Source organism: Streptomyces smaragdinus (assembly GCF_009604385.1).
In the GTDB taxonomy this organism is placed as follows: domain Bacteria; phylum Actinomycetota; class Actinomycetes; order Streptomycetales; family Streptomycetaceae; genus Streptomyces; species Streptomyces smaragdinus.
In genome coordinates, this window is the sequence record NZ_WEGJ01000046.1 from 13,886 (window position 1) to 29,709 (window position 15,824).

The 15,824-nt window shown below is 73.7% G+C and carries 13 protein-coding genes; 5 read left to right on the forward strand and 8 right to left on the reverse strand.

Translation table 11 applies throughout. From position 1 onward, the window contains the following. The first annotated feature begins 365 nt into the window (after window positions 1–365). Entirely contained in the window at window positions 366–1,988 is a 1,623-nt protein-coding gene (locus tag SRB5_RS37855) for a carbohydrate binding domain-containing protein (protein WP_153456941.1), read from the forward strand. A gap of 86 nt (window positions 1,989–2,074) precedes the next feature. On the opposite strand, the gene SRB5_RS31755 is transcribed toward SRB5_RS37855, so the two are convergent. The 3 genes from SRB5_RS31755 to SRB5_RS31765 form a co-directional block, all read right to left on the reverse strand. Beyond that, the gene (locus SRB5_RS31755) at window positions 2,075–2,650 is read right to left on the reverse strand and encodes a hypothetical protein (protein WP_194293088.1); all 576 of its coding nucleotides are present in this window, start codon (window positions 2,648–2,650) and stop codon (window positions 2,075–2,077) included. A gap of 26 nt (window positions 2,651–2,676) precedes the next feature. Next, window positions 2,677–4,404, reverse strand: coding sequence for a histidinol-phosphatase (locus SRB5_RS31760; RefSeq protein WP_323378815.1), 1,728 nt, complete (start codon window positions 4,402–4,404; stop codon window positions 2,677–2,679). 180 nt (window positions 4,405–4,584) lie between these two features. Continuing rightward, complete coding sequence (locus SRB5_RS31765; protein ID WP_153456944.1) at window positions 4,585–7,440, reverse strand: M4 family metallopeptidase; 2,856 nt, start codon at window positions 7,438–7,440, stop codon at window positions 4,585–4,587. Between the two features lie 131 nt (window positions 7,441–7,571). Between SRB5_RS31765 and SRB5_RS37300 the strand changes: the two genes are divergently transcribed. The 3 genes from SRB5_RS37300 (at window position 7,572) to SRB5_RS31780 (ending at window position 11,437) form a co-directional block, all read left to right on the forward strand. Beyond that, complete coding sequence (locus SRB5_RS37300; protein ID WP_153456945.1) at window positions 7,572–8,588, forward strand: helix-turn-helix transcriptional regulator; 1,017 nt, start codon at window positions 7,572–7,574, stop codon at window positions 8,586–8,588. Between the two features lie 67 nt (window positions 8,589–8,655). Further along, complete coding sequence (locus tag SRB5_RS31775) at window positions 8,656–10,005, forward strand: hypothetical protein (RefSeq protein WP_153456946.1); 1,350 nt, start codon at window positions 8,656–8,658, stop codon at window positions 10,003–10,005. 202 nt (window positions 10,006–10,207) lie between these two features. Continuing rightward, on the forward strand, window positions 10,208–11,437 hold the full coding sequence (locus SRB5_RS31780; protein WP_153456947.1) for a globin domain-containing protein: 1,230 nt from the start codon (window positions 10,208–10,210) through the stop codon (window positions 11,435–11,437). On the opposite strand, the gene SRB5_RS31785 is transcribed toward SRB5_RS31780, so the two are convergent. The 3 genes from SRB5_RS31785 to SRB5_RS31795 form a co-directional block, all read right to left on the reverse strand. Further along, window positions 11,425–12,354 carry a hypothetical protein gene (locus SRB5_RS31785; protein ID WP_153456948.1) on the reverse strand — a complete coding sequence of 310 codons (930 nt, stop codon included), beginning with the start codon at window positions 12,352–12,354 and terminating at the stop codon, window positions 11,425–11,427. The two genes, SRB5_RS31780 and SRB5_RS31785, sit on opposite strands and share 13 nt — an antisense overlap. A gap of 169 nt (window positions 12,355–12,523) precedes the next feature. Further along, complete coding sequence (locus SRB5_RS31790; protein ID WP_153456949.1) at window positions 12,524–12,961, reverse strand: nucleoside deaminase; 438 nt, start codon at window positions 12,959–12,961, stop codon at window positions 12,524–12,526. Then, window positions 12,958–13,800: an LLM class flavin-dependent oxidoreductase gene (locus SRB5_RS31795; protein WP_153456950.1), complete on the reverse strand. Its 843-nt coding sequence runs from the start codon at window positions 13,798–13,800 to the stop codon at window positions 12,958–12,960. Before SRB5_RS31795 ends, SRB5_RS31790 begins: the two co-directional genes overlap by 4 nt. A 94-nt stretch (window positions 13,801–13,894) precedes the next feature. Here SRB5_RS31795 and SRB5_RS31800 point away from each other — a divergent pair, with 94 nt between their 5' ends. Continuing rightward, a complete protein-coding gene (locus SRB5_RS31800; protein ID WP_153456951.1) occupies window positions 13,895–14,413 on the forward strand; it encodes an Lrp/AsnC family transcriptional regulator in 519 nt (172 codons plus the stop codon). A gap of 51 nt (window positions 14,414–14,464) precedes the next feature. Here SRB5_RS31800 and SRB5_RS31805 read toward each other — a convergent pair whose 3' ends face one another. Then, window positions 14,465–15,103 (reverse strand): TetR/AcrR family transcriptional regulator, encoded by a 639-nt coding sequence (locus SRB5_RS31805; RefSeq protein WP_153456952.1) that lies wholly within the window; start codon window positions 15,101–15,103, stop codon window positions 14,465–14,467. Further along, the gene (locus SRB5_RS31810) at window positions 15,093–15,821 is read right to left on the reverse strand and encodes an ABC transporter permease subunit (protein ID WP_194293089.1); all 729 of its coding nucleotides are present in this window, start codon (window positions 15,819–15,821) and stop codon (window positions 15,093–15,095) included. The genes SRB5_RS31805 and SRB5_RS31810 overlap by 11 nt, the downstream gene beginning before the upstream one ends. Between the last annotated feature and the right edge of the window lie 3 nt (window positions 15,822–15,824).

Consider the following 15,824-nt stretch of genomic DNA (forward strand, 5'->3'; position numbering starts at 1 on the left):
GCCGGCCTCGTACTGGTGTGGGCGTCCGCCTCGGCCCCCGAGGCTTCGCCGCAGGATGATGTCCCACCCGGAACCGGTCCCCGGGGGAACCCTGGCCGGGGCTCCGGGGGCGAACGTCCGGGCGTAACTCCGTAACAGAGGGCCACAGTTGGCCGACCGTGGATACCCCCGAGCCCGTTGATGCAGGTGGGACACCGGAGGGGCCCCCTCCGGCCGAATTGGTCCAGACTATTGACTGGTGCATGACCCGCTCCTACGATCCGGTCGGGCGCAGCCCACATGTCCCCCACCTCGTTCCCCAGCCGGGTGTCGCGTGCCCGCGCGCCGGGCAACGGTCCTGCCGCTCGGCGGGAAAGGAGCACAGCATGTTCCGAAGGAAGACGCACCCGCCGGAGGGCGGGAGAGCGACCGCCCTGCGGCGGTCCATCGCCGGCGCCGGGGCCGCGGCCCTGATCGCCACCGGGCTGGCGGCCGCGGGGCCGTTCACCGCCGGGGCCGCCGCCGCCGAGCTGGTGAGCAACCCCGGGTTCGAGAGCGGGCTGTCGGGATGGAGCTGCTCCGGCGGGTCCGGCTCGGCCGTCAGCAGCCCCGTGCACTCCGGCAGCGGCGCCCTCAAGGCCACGCCGGCCGGGTCGGACAACGCGCAGTGCACGCAGACGATCAGCGTGCAGCCCAACTCCCAGTACACGCTGAGCGCGTACGTCCAGGGGAGTTACGTCTACCTGGGCGCCACCGGCACCGGCCTCACCGGCACCACGTCCACCTGGACGCCGGGCAGCGCCTCGTACAGCAAGCTGAGCGTCAACTTCTCCACCGGCGCGAGCACCACCTCGGTGACCGTCTTCCTGCACGGCTGGTTCGGCACGCCCACGTACTACGCCGACGACGTGTCCCTCTCCGGCCCCGGCGGCACCCCGCCGACCAGCCAGCCGCCGACCAGCCAGCCCCCCACGAGCGAGCCGCCCACCAGCCCGCCCCCGACCAGCGAGCCCCCGACGAGCCCGCCGCCGACCAGCCAGCCGCCCGGCGACAGCACCTGCCCGACGAAGCCCAAGCCGTCCGGCAAGGTCCTCCAGGGCTACTGGGAGAACTGGGACGGCGCCTCCAACGGCGTCCACCCCGGCATGGGGTGGGTCCCGATCACGGACAGCCGCATCGCCGCCCACGGCTACAACGTCATCAACGCCGCGTTCCCCGTGATCCTCTCCGACGGCACCGTCCTGTGGGAGAACGGCATGGACGCCGGCGTCAAGGTCTCGACGCCCGCCGAGATGTGCCAGGCCAAGGCGGCCGGCGCGACGCTGCTGATGTCGATCGGCGGCGCCGCCGCGGGCATCGACCTGAGCTCCAGCGCGGTGGCCGACAAGTTCGTCGCCACGGTCGTCCCGATCCTGAAGAAGTACAACTTCGACGGCATCGACATCGACATCGAGACGGGCCTGTCGGGCAGTGGCAACATCAACACCCTGTCGCCCTCCCAGTCCAACCTGATCCGCATCATCGACGGCGTCCTCGCCCAGATGCCCGCCGGCTTCGGCCTCACCATGGCCCCGGAGACCGCGTACGTCACGGGCGGCAGCGTCACCTACGGCTCGATCTGGGGCGCGTACCTGCCGATCGTCAAGAAGTACGCCGACAACGGCCGCCTGTGGTGGCTGAACATGCAGTACTACAACGGCAGCATGTACGGCTGCTCCGGCGACTCCTACCAGGCCGGTACGGTCCAGGGCTTCACCGCGCAGACCACCTGCCTCAACGACGGCCTGGTCATCCAGGGCACGACCATCAAGGTCCCGTACGACAAGCAGGTCCCGGGTCTGCCGGCCCAGCCCGGCGCGGGCGGCGGGTACATGTCGCCCAGCCTCGTCAGCCAGGGGTGGAACGCCTTCAACGGTTCGCTGAAGGGCCTCATGACCTGGTCGATCAACTGGGACGGCTCGAAGGGGTGGACCTTCGGCGACAACGTCAAGTCGCTCCAGCACCGCTGATCTCTTCGCCGCGGGTCGCTTGAGGGAGGACCACGGCGGAGAAGAACGAGGGGCCCGGCCGCCGGACGGCCGGGCCCCTCGGGCCATTACCGGTGGTGGTCGGAGCAGCACGCCACCTGGTCACGGACCTCGAACGGCAGCAGCACGTCCCCCGTCCCCCGCTGGACCAGCAGCGTGCACCGCCCGCCCTGCCACGTGGGGCGGGCGAACCCCGTGGTGTCCAGGACACCGGTGTCCGAGACGGTCACCCCCGCCAGCCCCACGACCGCGTCCAGACAGCTTCCGGACACCGCCTCGGCGGGCGTCGTACGGCGTTCGACGGCGCTCCGTCCGGGGTAGCGGGCGAGCCGTCCCGACGTACGCCGCAGGGCCTCGCCGGCGGCCTCGACGGCGCCCGGCGCCAGCTCCGGGTCGCTGACCAGCGCGCCGTCGACCGGCGTCAGCCCGGGGACGGCCGCCAGCAGCCGTTGTGCGACCTCGGCCGCGGACGGCCCGCCGCGCCAGCTGACCACCGCCGTGAAGCGGGCCACCGGCACCCGGCTGACGTGCGTGCTCAGCACGTAACCCTCGGGCCCGTCCTCCGCGAGGAGTCCCGCCAGCGCGTGATCGACCTCGTGCGCCAGATGCTCCGCCGCCGCCAGCCCGGGCGCTGCGGTGTCCACGGCCACTGCACGCGACGGTGCGCCGCTCATCGGGCCGGCAGCACCCAGATCGGGTTCGTGTAGAACCACAGGTCCCGCCACGGGTCCGCGTCGCCGACCACGTCGATCGCCGGCCCGGCCGGATCGGTCGCCGCACCGTGGTAGCCGGGCTGCTGCCGGTTGCCGTCGGTGCCGCGCAGCCGGACGTAGAACGCCTCGTCCAGCGTGCCCAGGTCGTACCGCAGGGTGTACGTGCCCGTGCGGCCCGAGGTGTCGGTCTGCGCGACCACCTTGGTGTCCGGGGCCGTCAGCTTGTCGCGGTCCGAGGCGGCGTGGGAGACGTCCACCGCGCCGCGGATCAGGTCGACCCGGTTCAGCAGGGGCAGGAACATGCCCCAGTTGGGGACGTCCTGCGCGGTGACGGTGACGACCAGCTGCAGCCGGCTGCCCCGCTTGGCGGTCAGCGTGCCGCCGAGGGTCTCCTCGCCGTGGCCGCGGCCCGAGGCGACGAGCCGGACGTCGAGGTTCTTCACCAGCCGGCCGTGGTCGACCCACACCCGGCCGTCGCGGATGCCGCGCATGACGGCGGTGTAGCCGCGGTCAACGGCGCCGACGTGGGTGCGGCTGTACATGCCGGGCCAGAAGTCACCGGCGGTCAGGTTCTGCCGGCCGGCGTACACCGGGTCGCCGTAGCGGCCGTCGCGGTCGAACTGCGCGGAGTCCGAGCCGTCGGGGCGGCGGGAGGTGTCGCCCCAGTTGACGTGGGAGTCGGAGTTGGCCGAGATCGACCACGGCTTGCCCTCGGCGAGCAGCGAGTCCCACAGACCGCCGACGGTGGCGGTGTAGAAGTCGAACCCGCCCCAGGAGCGGTAGCTCTCCGGCGGGTAGCCGGGGAAGGAGTTGGCGCCCGCGGAGTTGCTGTAGTAGCCGCGGCCCTGGCCGCCGCCGTAGCCCGTGGGCAGACCGGCCGCCTGGTGACCGGGGGCGCCCTCCCAGCCGACCGCGATCCGCGGGTCGGCGTCGCGCCAGGCGCGGACCTCGTGCGGGCTGTCGATGCCGTTGCGGGCGGGGTGGTTGGCGAGGAACAGGGCGTCCTCGACGCGCCGCTTGTCCTTCTGCGTGCCCAGCCACTGGATGCCGGCGACGGCCAGGGCCTCGTTCGCCGGGGTGTTGCCGGTGGCGCCGCGGACGCTGCCGTCGTAGTCGTTCTCGAACTGCTTGAGGACCTCGACCTCGTTCTTCCCCGGGGCCACGAACACGGTGCCGTGCTCGGCGGCCGGGATGTTCCACTCGAGGCCCTGGAAGATCAGGGTGTCCCTGAGGTTGGCGCGGGCGGCCAGGATGTCGGGGTTGACCAGGTCGACGCCGAGGCGGGCGTGGGTGGCGCCGCCGTGGTCGGTGATGACCATCCAGTCCAGGCCGAACGCGGCGCCGTGCTGCGCCTGGTCGAGGACCGTGTACTGGCCGTCGGAGGAGTGCTGGGTGTGGATGTGGTGGTCGCCGGCCAGCCAGTGGCGGACGCCGCGGCCGTCGCCCCCCGGCTCGTCCTGGTCCTTGCCCTTGCGGGCGTCGTCCGCCATCGCGGGGGTGACGCCGAGCATGCCGGACATACCGGCGGTGAGGGCGCCCGTGACCCCGGCGGCCTTCAGCAGACGGCGGCGGGAGAGGGCGCCGGGGGAGAGGTCGGAGTCGGCGACGGAGGTGTCCGCGGCGGCGAGCGTGGCCTCGTCTGCCCCGTGGTGGTGGGAGTGCGAGTGGCTGTGATCGTGTGTCACGCCGGTCCCTTCTCGTATGAGGTGGCGCGAATTGTGCGACCTCAGGAAACGCCCGCCTTCCCTCGATCGGCGGTCGTGCCGGTTACGCGGCGGCGTCGCGCGGGTGAAGGAACCTTTCCGCGGCGAGGACGGCGAAGCCCCCCGGCCGGACGGCCGGGGGGCTCGCTCAGGGCGTGGTCGTCAGCAGTGCTTGCCGCCCGACGCGATCGCCAGCGCGTTCGCCGACGTCGCGGAGGACTTGAAGACCACCGTGCGGCCACCGTCCGGCTCGGCGTCCGCGAACATCTGCGCGCCCGGCGCGCACGACGCCGCGCCGAGCGCCGTGCCGTCGGTGGTGTACTGCCACAGCCGCGGCATGATGCGGTCGGAGAGCACGCCGGTGTTCCACTCCGCGACCGGGGCCTCCTCGGTGAAGGTGAGCGTCGTGTCCGACGCCGCGATGAGGTCCACCCGCTTGGCGTCCGCCGCGTGCTCCTCGAACATCAGCTCGCTCTTCCCGGTGGCGAACGTGTACGCCCGCACCGAGTCGTGGTAGATGCCCTCCTCCGTGCGCCAGGCGTCGAGGTTCGTCACCCAGTAGATGCCGGTGTGGCTCATCGCCGGGTACGAGACGCTCTCCGCGTCCGGGTCGAGTCCCGCCGCGACACTGGTGCCGTCCGCGGTGTCGTACACCTCGGCGCCGATGGCCCACTCGTACGGGCCGTCCTGCGGCATGTCGTAGCGGATGTAGCCGATCTTCCCGTCGAGGACCACCGGCGCCGTCGCGTCACCCACCCAGTCGTGTGCGACCTTGCGGACCTCGGACGAGTCGCCGAGGAGGTAGTTGACGTCCGTGTAGCCGGACTCCGGGTTCCACTCGGACCAGGCGACCAGGCCGCTGTCCATGGAGAAGCCGGACAGGGACCGGGTTGTCTCGTACAGCACGCTGGTCTCCCCGCCCGTCAGCGGCGCGGAGAGGATCCGGTAGTGCATGAGGTCGGCGCTGCGCGACAGCCAGACGACGCGCTCGCCGTCCGTCTGCGCGAACGAGTTGGTGCTGCCGTCGTCGGCCGACACCTGGCGTGCGGCGCCCTTGCCGTCGGTGCGTCCGACCCAGATCGCCGGGGGCTCGAGGCCGTCGTTCGCGGCGCGCGGGACGGCGTACCAGCCGCCGCCGGTGGAGGGCGCCATGTCGACGTACATCTTGGTGCCGAGGCGTTCGAGGAGCGTGCTCGCGTCCTTGCCGTCGAGCGACTTCTCCCAGGCGTCGGTGACGCCGCGGGAGTCGAATGCCCCGGTCACGGCGGTCAGCTGACTGCCCTTCAGGCCGAAGGAGCGGGCCGAGGCCACGACGGCGTCGCGGGCGTCGACGAACTCGGAGGTGGGCGTCAGGTAGTCGGTCAGCGCGCGGTAGACGATCGCGTCCGCCGTCTCGCCGCCCAGCGCCTCACGGATGTCCCACAGGGCGCCGCCGACGATGGTGGAGTTCAGGTGGACGCCGCCGAGGTCGTAGCGCTCGTCGTCCAGGAGGTGCTGGAAGTCCGCGGTCGTCATGCCGTCGTCGAGGTCGCGCAGCGCGCAGTCCTCGCGCGAGGCGGTGCGGCAGAGGTCCTCGCCGATGAGGGACGCGTCCTTCGCGTCCATGCCGTCGCCGGTCGTGTCGACGTCGATGGCGTTGCCGAAGTAGTCGGCGAACGCCTCGTTGAGGGCGCCCGTCTGGCCGGCGTACAGCAGCCGCGCGGTGTGCTCGACGACGCCGTGGGTCATCTCGTGGCCGACGACGTCCAGGTCGGAGGCCATGGAGCGGTACTCGGCGTCGCCCGTGCCGTAGACCATCTTCGAGCCGTCCCAGTACGCGTTGACGAACGGGAGGCCGCCGTAGGTGATGCCGACGACCGAGTCGATCGGCATACCGGCGCCGTCGAGGCTGTCGCGCCCGTGCCGGTCCTTGTAGTAGTCGTACACCTCGCCGGCGGCCCAGTGGGCGTCGACCGCCCCGATCTCCGTCAGGTCGGCGCCGAGGGTGGCCGAGTCGGAGGTGAAGGGGCCGGTGCCGGGGTAGGGCCAGGTGTAGGCGATGTCGTAGTAGTCGAGGCCGGAGCCGTTCAGCGTGGTGATCGGCACGGTGGTGCCGCCGGCGGTCGTACGGCTGGTGTCGACCGTCCGGTACGTGCCGGTGGCCTCGTCCCGCTGCAGCTGGAGCGGCACGGTGGTGCCGTCGATGCGGGTGCCCTCGCCGGTCACGGGAGCGGTGGTGCCCGCTTCGGCCGCGGCGGCGGTGGTGTCCTTCGCGGTGTACGGGGCGCGCAGCTGGTGGGGGGCCGCCATGGTGCGGATGCGGGAGCTGGTGAGCAGTTCCACGCCGGTGGCGGCGTCGACGTACACGTCCTCCCACACGGGCAGGCCGGTGCCGGGGGTGGTCCCGCGGACGACGACGTGGCGGGCCAGCACCCCGGTCCCGACGGGGACGACGGCGAGCCCCGCGTCCTTCCCGCTCAGCGGGGCCCCCTCGCCGCGCCATTCCTCGCCGGCGACGACGGCCGAGCCGCCCCGCAGGCCCTTGCGCACGGCGTCGACGGCGTGCGCGACGGCGGTGTCCGCCGTCAGCACCGGCGCCGAGGTGTCGACGCGCAGGCCGGTGTAGTAGTCGCCGGACGTGCCGGTGACCGTCCGCCGGCCGTCGCGCGCGGTCATCCGCACGACGTACTGGGCGCCGAGCACGGGCAGTCCGCGGTAGCGCTGGTCGAGCCGCACCGTCTCGCGCCCGTCGCGCGCGTCGACGGACGCGGTCACGAGGGTGCCGTCGGGGTCGGCGATCCCGTACCGGTCCCGGTGGTCCTCGAGGTGGGCCCTGGCGGCCCTGTCGGCCTTCACCGAGGCGTCGGCGGGCTCCGCGAGGCCGTCGACGAGGCCGGGGGTGGCGGTGGTGGTACGGGAGGGGGTGTCCGGCGGCTGCGGCGGCCCGTCGGCGGGCGCGGCCACGGCGGGCAGTGCCCCGCCGAGGAGCGCCGCCGCCGCCACGAGGGTGACGACAGGGGTGAACCTGCGTATGCGCATGGGACCTTCTCTCGTGGAGAGTTGTCTGCGTGACGTGGCCCACCCTCAGCGGCGGCCGGGACGCGATCAAGGCGCGATGTGCGCACATGCGCAGATGAGAATCGGCGGCCCCTCTGGCACCATCACATTTCATGGCCCATGCACCGACCGCCGACGAAACGCTCCCCGGTTTCGACCCCGTCGCCGCGCGGGTCCTGCGCCACCTCGTCCGGCACGGCGAGACGGACGAGCCCGCGGCGGCCGGCGCCCTCGGGCTGACGCCGGCCGCGGTGCGCGACGCGCTCGGACTGCTGGAGCGCGACCAGCTCGTCGTACGGACCGGCGACCGCTGGGCGGCGCTCCCGCCGCGGTCGGGGCTGGCGACGCTGCTGGCCCGGCGGCGCGCCGAACTCGCCGGGTGGGAGCGGCACATCGACGCCCTGGACGCCGAGTACTGGTCGGCGGGAGAGCGGCGCGAGCCGGCCGGGATGACCGAGTACATCAGCGGCCCGGACCAGGTGGCGGCCGTGTACGCCCAGCTGCTCGGCTCGGCGACGCGGGAGATCCTGCATCTGGCCAAGCCGCCGTACGTCGCCTCGCCCGCGCACCCCGCGGGCAGCGGCGCGCACGCCGAGCTGGCGCCGGGGCTGCGGATGCGCAGCGTGTACGACACGTCCGGGTTCGACGACCCGGTGTCCCTGCACACCGCCGTCTCCGGCAGCGAACACGGCGGGCATCTGCGACTGCTGGCCGACGTGCCGACGAAGCTGGTCGTCGTGGACCGCCGGGTCGCGCTGCTGCCCCGGGACGGCGGGGACGCGTCGGCGGGGTCCGTCGTGGTCCGGGTACCCGGGATCGTGGCGGCTCTCGTGGCGCTGTTCCGGGAGCTGTGGCGGCGGGCGACACCGCTGGAGCTGTGGGTTCCCGCGGAGGTGAAGCCGGGGCACGGCCCGTCCGACGGGCTGCCGGGGCGGGCCCGGGAGATCCTCGAGCTGATGACGACGGGGCTGACGGACGACTCGATCGCGCGGGCGCTGGGCATCAGCCGGCGGACGGTGCAGAAGCACGTCACCGAGCTCGCGGCGACGCTCGGGGCCCGTACGCGGTTCCAGATCGCCCTGATCGCGGTGGAACGCGGGCTGATCACGCGCCGGCCACCGGGGCGGTAGTGTCGTGCGGGACTCAAGTGACTGTCGGGGGCGGACCGTTGCCCCCCGGGGGGATGGGGGGTTCCCGATGAGGTGTACGAGGGCTGCCGTGGCCGTGGCGGGGCTGCTGTTGCTGGCCGGCTGCGGCGGCGGGACGGACTCCGGTGACGAGCCGGGCGGCGGGAAGTCCACGGGCGGGGCGAAACCGGGGGCCGGGCAGGAGCTGAAGGTCAAGCTGCGGGTGCCCGACGCGTTCGACGGCACCCGGGGCTGGCAGGACTCGCTCACGTGGCTGCCGGACGACGCGACGTCCCGGCCGTTCGCGGCGGCCCCGGGGAGCGGTCTCTTCGCGCTGGTCAAGAAGCGGGGCGACGCGTACGTGCTGGAGGTCCGGGACGTGGCGACGGGCGCGCTGCGGTTCGCCGGGAAGCCGTGGCGGGCGCCCGAGCCGCTGGAGCCGTACGGCTCGCGGGCCGCGGAGACGGCGGGCGTGGAGGCCGTCGAGCAGGACGGCAAGGAGTACTTCGCCCTGTGGGCGCACGGGCTGGCCGGCAAGGACGCCCTGAGCAAGGGCAAGGAGGTCGTCGCGCTCGCCCTGTACCCGGCGGACACCACGGGGACGTCCGCCGCGCCCGCGCACACGGCGGCGGTGCCGACGGAGAAGTACAGCGGCAACGCGCGGGTACGCGACGGCGGCGCGGGACTGCTCGTCACCTCGGACGACGCCGACGGCGGCACCTCGGTCGACGCCGCGACCGGGCGGACCGAGGCGTACCCCGGCACCCTGAAGCTGCCCGAGACCTGCGAGGCGATCGCCTGCGTCGGCGCCGACGTCAGGACGCTGACCGGCAAGGGGCCGGTGATCGCCATGGAGACGGGCGGCTTCGGCGTTCCCGGGGTGTGGAACAACAGCCGCTTCGTCCCTCCGGGGGCCGCCCACGGCGACTACGAGGAGTTCCACGCGAGGGCGGTGACGGCGGTGCCCGGCCACGTGATCGCCTCCTGGGCGGGCGAGGACGACGGCAAGATGTGGGCCGTGCACAACGCGGACACCGGCGCGGTCGAGGCGACGGTCACCTGCGAGGAGGGCCCGACGGACGACGGCCCGTCGGCCCTCTCCCCCGACGGCCGCTACCTTGCCGCCGGCCCCCTCGCGTACGACCTCCGGAGCGGGAAGGGCTACTGCTTCGCCGGCTCCGCGGAGGACCGCGCGATCACCCTCGTGTCCGTCGGCGACGACGGCCTGGCGTACGGGATGGCCGAGGGCGACGAACCGGACACGGCCGGCGCGACGGTGGCCGTCCCGCTGGACACGGGCACCCCGAAGGCCCTCCCGGAGGGCGTCGAGCTGCCCGTCCTCTCCCTGCCGGAGACCGGCGTCTTCACCCCCTTCGTGGACGGCCCGGGCATCCTCCTCTCCTTCAACCAGAGGCGCTGACAAAAGACCGCGACTCTTCCTGCGACAAGGGCCGTTCGGCCCCTCTGACCAGGGATTTCCGCGGGATTCCCCGGATGTTTTACTGACGTGCCGTCTCGGGACGCGAGGCGGCACGTCGTCGTCCGAACGGAGCCCCAGCGATGCCGCGCCCCACCCGCCCGTCCCCCAGACCCCGGTACGCGCGAGCGGGGAGGGGGCACTGATGGCGGCGGAGGCGGGTACGCTGCGCGAGGACTACCACGCGCTGCTGGCGCGGCACGAGGCCATGCGGCTGCGGCGGAACCTGTTCGCGCCGGGGACACCCGCGCGGGAGGCGGGAAGCGCGTACGACGGGGCCGCGGACCAGCGGATCATCCTGCGGGATCTGCCGCTCGTACTGCCGTTCGATCAGCTGATCCTGGACCTGTACGCCGCGATGTTCGAGCGGCGGCCCTATCTGCGGTCGCTGTTCCCCGAGTCGATGGAGTTCCAGCGCGAGCATCTGGCGCGGATCTTCCAGTACCTGATCGACAACCTGCACCGGCCCGACGCCATGGCCGCCACCCTGCGCCAACTGGGCAGCGACCACCGCAAGCTCGGGGTGCGCGAGGCCCACTACGAGGCCTTCGAGGAGGCCCTGTGCGAGGCGCTGTACCGCGGTGCCGGCCCGCGGTGGACGCGGGAGCTCGAGGGCGCGTGGACGCGGATGCTGCGGTTCGCCGTCGCCGCCATGGTCGACGGGGCCGAGGCCGCGATGGGCGAGCCCCTCTACTTCACCGCCGAGGTCAGCGCCCATGAACTCCGCGGCGACGACCTCGCCGTCCTGCGCGTCCGTACGGCCGAGCCCTACCCGTACCGCGCCGGACAGTACGCCGCCGTCGAGTCCATGCTGCTCCCCCAGGCCTGGCGCCACTATTCCCTGGCCCGCGCCCCGCGCCCCGACGGCGAGCTGGAGTTCCACGTCCGGCGCACCGCCCGCGGCGGCGTCAGCGAGGCCCTGGTCGACCGCACCCGTGCCGGCGACACCCTGCGTCTGGGCCCCGCCCGCGGCACCCTGACGGCGGACGGCGAGCCGGCCCGCGACCTGCTGCTCGTCGCCGGCGGTACGGGGTGGGCACCGCTGCGCGCCCTGCTGGAGGACCTGGCCCGCCGCCGGGAGCCGGGCCGTGGCGCGCACCTCTTCCTCGGCGTACGCCACCGCGACGACCTGTACGACCTGCCGGCCGTCACCGGGCTCGAACAGCGGTGCCCCTGGCTGCGCGTGACCCCCGTGGTCGCCGGGGAGCACGGGACCGTCGCCGACGCCGTGGCCCGGCACGGCGACTGGTCGGGGCATGTGGCCTGCGTGAGCGGTCCGCCGCCGATGGTCGCCGCCGTGACGGACGTGCTCGCCGCCATGGGCGTGCCGCCGGAGCGGATCCGGCACGATCCGGCGGCGGCTCAGCCCCGGTAGACCATGGTGCACAGCAGGGTCTTGCCGCTGTCCATGGTCCACGACCAGTACTGCGTCTGGTCGCCGGCGACCCGGCGGCACAGGCTCGGGTCCGTGCCCTTGGACGTGTTGTAGACGCCGGTGATGTGCATGACCTGGTTGTACGGGACGGGGACCTTCTTGGCCGTGCAGTCGACGGCCGTCAGCGCGCCCATGTCGACGATCCGGTTGTTCTCCTGGATGGCCAGGAAGCAACCGCCCACGTGGTAGATGCGGGTCAGACAGAGCTGGGTGGTCTGGCCCGTGACCGCCGACTGGTACGTCCAGACGCCGTAGTTGTCGTCGTTGCTGCAGCCGCTCGTCCCGCTGACCTGGACCAGGGCGTCCTCGCTGGAGCACGAGACGGCCGCCGGGGGCTGCTGGTGGCTCCAGCGGTACTCGGACCGCCCGCCCTTGCCCGTGTCCCACACCGGCAGGCACGAGCCGACGGAGACGGCCTTGAACGCGTCCTCCACCGGGTCGGTGGCGACCGTGGGTTCGGTGGTGGGCTCGTCGTCGGTGCCGCCGCCGCTGCTGCTCGAACTGCCGCCGTCGCTGGAGCCGCCGCCGTCGGTCGAGACGCCGGAGTCGTACGTGTCGCTCGCGCTGGGGCTCGAGTCCGAGCCGCCGGCCGTGTCGTCGTCGCTGTCGCCGCCCGGCAGGACGACGATCAGGACGACGCCCAGTATCACGGCCAGGGTGACCATGATGGCGGCGACGACACCGTTGTGGTTCCCGCTCGGCTGCGGCGGGCCGGGCGGGAAGGACGGCCCGTACGGCGGAGTGCCGTACGGCGGCCCCGGCGGCTGCCCGGGAGGCGGCGGGCCCTGGGGCGGGCCGAAGCCGCCGGCCGGGTAGCCGTAACCGCCTTCGGGCGGCGGTCCGAACGGATTGCTCATGTGGTCCCCCCGTACTCACGGACGCAGTTGGCCCCGCATGCTATCGAGCGTGCGTGCTATGCGTACGGCGGTCGGTGCGGATCACGTCAGGTTCGCCGCAGGCCGTCCACGCCGGCAACCCGTCTTCGGCCGGGGGTCCGGGGGTTGTCCCCCGGGAGAACGCAGTACGTCAACCGTAGTAACCCTCCAACGCCACCCGCGCCTCCTCGTACAACGCCGGGCCCTCCTGCCGCACCTGAGGGAAGTCCCCCGACGGCTTGAGCGCGAGGAGCTGTTCGGTGGACATCGCGTACACCACCCGCCCCAGCCCGGAGCGGGCGAGCGCGCCGGTGCACATGCCGCAGGGCTGGCAGCTGGTGAACATGGTGGTCGCCGCGGCGGCCTCGGGGGTCAGCTCGCGGGCCGCCCACCGGGCCAGCTTCAGCTCCGGGTGGGCGGTGATGTCGTGGTCGCCGAGGACCGTGTTGTACGACTCCGCCAGCACCTCGCCGTCGGCGGCGACGAGCAGCGAGCCGAAGGGGGCCTCACCCGCGGAGCGGGCCTTGGCGGCGAGGCCGACGGCTTCGCGCAGGAAGTGCTCGTCGTCGGGGCCGGGGATGGGGGTCATGGGTTGTCTCCGTTCGTCCGCGCCGCCGCCACCGCGGCCAGCGCCTGCCAGGCGGGCTGCGGCCGGCCGACGTCCGCGCCGCCGTCACCGCCGCCCAGGGGATCGAGTACGACCGCCTCCGCGCCGAGGTCCCGGAGCCGGTCGAGGTCGCCCCGCACCTGCCCGAGCGAGCCCTCTCCCGCGAGCCGCCCGTCCTCGGGGAGGGGCTCCGGCGTCAGCCGCAGGGCGATCCGCGGCGCGAACCCGACGTCCGCCCCGGCGGCCCGCAGCCGGGCGTGCCCCGCCACGAGCCACGGCATCGTCGCCCGCAGCGGATGCCACGCGTCGCCGTGCCGCACCGCCCGCCGCAGCCCGGCGGCGCTGTTGCCGCCGACCCACAGCGGCACGTCGCCGCCCGCGTAGTCCGCCGGGTCCGTCCTGGCCCGCCGCAGGGCGGCCAGCACCTCGTCGGTGAGCCGCCCCCGCTCCCCGAACGGCACGCCCAGCGCCGCGAACTCCTGCCGCGCCCAGCCCACCCCCACCCCGAGCACCAGCCGCCCGCCGGACAGGGCGCCCACGTTGGCGGCCATCCGGGCGGTCAGCAGGGGATGGCGGTACGGGGCGATCAGCACGCTCGTGCCCAGCCGCACCCGGCGGGTGACCCCCGCCAGCCACGCCAGCGCGGTGAACGGCTCGTGGAACGGCGCCGGATACTGCTCGGCCACGTCCGGCGTCACCGCGACATGGTCGGAGAGCGTCAGCAGGTCGAACCCCAGCCCCTCGACCGTCTGCGCCCAGTCGCGCAGCAGGCCCGGGTCGGCGGCGGGGCCGAAGTTGGGGACGTTCACACCGATCTGCATGGCAACGAGGCTAGTCAGCCCCGTATCGCCGCCGGAAGAGACGATCCATGGGCTTCACTCGCCCGGGCCGGGATTTCCCCGGTAGTTTGGCCGGATGGCCGAGAATCTCGATTCCACCGACTGGGCGCTGCTGACGGAACTCCAGCGGGACGGCCGGATCCCGTTCACCGAGCTGGCGCGCCGGGTCAGCCTCAGCGCCTCCGCGACGACCGAGCGGGTGCGGCGGCTGGAGACGCTGGGGGTGATCACCGGGTACCGGGCGGTGGTCGATCCGGCGCAGGCGGGGCTGCCGGTGCTGGCCGTCGTACGGCTGAAGTACCCGGGCAACCGGCACGAGCCGCTGCACCGGCTGCTCGGGGAGCGGACGGAGATCCTGGAGTGCCTGCGCACGACGGGCGACGACTGCTACACGCTGAAGGTCGCCGCCGCCTCGATGGGTCATCTGGAGAACATCGTCGACGAACTGGCCGCCTTCGGCTCGACCACGACCAGCGTGGTCTACAGCGAACCGCTGCCCCTGCGGGGACCGGCCCCGCGCGCCGGCGGCGTCCTCCCGGGGGACGACCCCCGAATCCCCGGCCGGACAAGCGGGTCGGCCGGGCGCCGGGCGTAACCTCGCGAGGCGAATCCGAGCGAAGCCACCGTTCAGCTGTCCGTGTCCCCTTCAGGACTCCCGCGGCGCGATCCCGTGCAACACCGTCGTGACGACCCGCTCCGTGAACCCCGGCGGGATCACCGGCGCCCGGTACGGCCCCGGTTGGAAGAGGCCCGGGAGGATCAGTTCGTGGCAGGCGCCCATGATCATGGTCGCCGCCGCCTCGGGGCTGGCGGAGGCGGAGACGCGGCCCAGGGACTGTTCCGCGCGGAGGTAGTCGGCGAGGGCCGTGCGGAAGACGCCGCCGCCCTCCGGGAAGCCGTCCGCGTGGAAGAGGGCCAGGACCTTCGGCTGGCCGATCAGGCCCGCGAAGGCCGGGAGGATGCGGGCGATCACCGTCAGGCCGCTGTCGGTGTACGCGCGGAGGTTGGCGGCGATCTCGCCCTCGCCCGCCGTGGGGGCCGGGGGCGCCGTCTCCATCACCGCCCGGACATGCGCCCGCAGGGCCTGCGCGAGCAGCTCCTCCTTGGCCTTGAAGTGGTTGTAGAGGACCCCGTCCGCGACCCGCGCCTCGCGCGCGATGTCCCGTACGGTCAGGCCGGCCGTTCCGCGTTCGGCGATGAGGCGGGCGGCCGTGGCGATCAGATGATCGCGCAGCGTCTGCCCGCCTCCGTCGTTCCGCAGGACCGCGGGTCGTCTAGGAGACATCACGCCCGAGCGTAGTGGACACGGCGATCACGCCGATCAGCGCGGCGTACCCGGCCAGCAGCACGCCCGCCCCGAGCTGCGGCAGCCCCGAGTCGTCCATGCGCGCCAGCGCCTGCCCCGCGGCCAGCGGCAGCCAGCGCGCCGCGCTGTCGCCGGTCAGCTGCGCGACGACGCCCTCCACGACCGCGATCCACGCCAGCGCGGCGGCGATCGCCCCGGCGAGGTTGCGGACGAGCGCCCCGACGCCGACGCCGATCGCGGCGAACGCGGCGTTCCACACGACGCTCCCCGCGAGCGTCCGCCACAGCCCCCCGTCGGCGGCGTCGAACGACCCCCCGTCGACGGCGACGGTCAGCGCGACCACCCCGAAGGCGGTCGCCGCGGCCACGACGCCGACGACCAGCCCGGCCGCCGTCTGCACGACGAGCTTGGCGGTGATCACCCGCCCCCGGCGCGGGGTGGTGAGGTACGTGTCGGTGACGGTCCGGTGACGGTGCTCGCCGGCCACCGCGAGGATGCCGAGGACCAGGGAGAAGAGCGCCGCCAGCCCGGCGTGCGCGGCGGACCGGCTCCAGGTGGCGGGGTCGGAGGAGTCGTCGCCGGAGACCACCGGGCCGATGGCCCCGGCGGTGGTGAACAGGGCGGCGGCGAGCAGCAGGAGCCAGGGACTGCGGACGGTGCGGAGCTTGAGCAGCTCGGCGCGGAGAAGGGTGTTCACGGG

Bases quoted from the DNA above. Each gene is read 5' to 3' on its own strand.
- SRB5_RS31775 (WP_153456946.1), top strand. From the start codon at position 8,656: ATGAGGTGTACGAGGGCTGCCGTGGCCGTGGCGGGGCTGCTGTTGCTG.
- SRB5_RS31790 (WP_153456949.1), bottom strand. From the start codon at position 12,961: ATGACCCCCATCCCCGGCCCCGACGACGAGCACTTCCTGCGCGAAGCC.
- SRB5_RS37855 (WP_153456941.1), top strand. From the start codon at position 366: ATGTTCCGAAGGAAGACGCACCCGCCGGAGGGCGGGAGAGCGACCGCC.
- SRB5_RS31785 (WP_153456948.1), bottom strand. From the start codon at position 12,354: ATGAGCAATCCGTTCGGACCGCCGCCCGAAGGCGGTTACGGCTACCCG.
- SRB5_RS31765 (WP_153456944.1), bottom strand. From the start codon at position 7,440: ATGCGCATACGCAGGTTCACCCCTGTCGTCACCCTCGTGGCGGCGGCG.
- SRB5_RS31795 (WP_153456950.1), bottom strand. From the start codon at position 13,800: ATGCAGATCGGTGTGAACGTCCCCAACTTCGGCCCCGCCGCCGACCCG.
- SRB5_RS31805 (WP_153456952.1), bottom strand. From the start codon at position 15,103: ATGTCTCCTAGACGACCCGCGGTCCTGCGGAACGACGGAGGCGGGCAG.
- SRB5_RS37300 (WP_153456945.1), top strand. From the start codon at position 7,572: ATGGCCCATGCACCGACCGCCGACGAAACGCTCCCCGGTTTCGACCCC.
- SRB5_RS31780 (WP_153456947.1), top strand. From the start codon at position 10,208: ATGGCGGCGGAGGCGGGTACGCTGCGCGAGGACTACCACGCGCTGCTG.
- SRB5_RS31800 (WP_153456951.1), top strand. From the start codon at position 13,895: ATGGCCGAGAATCTCGATTCCACCGACTGGGCGCTGCTGACGGAACTC.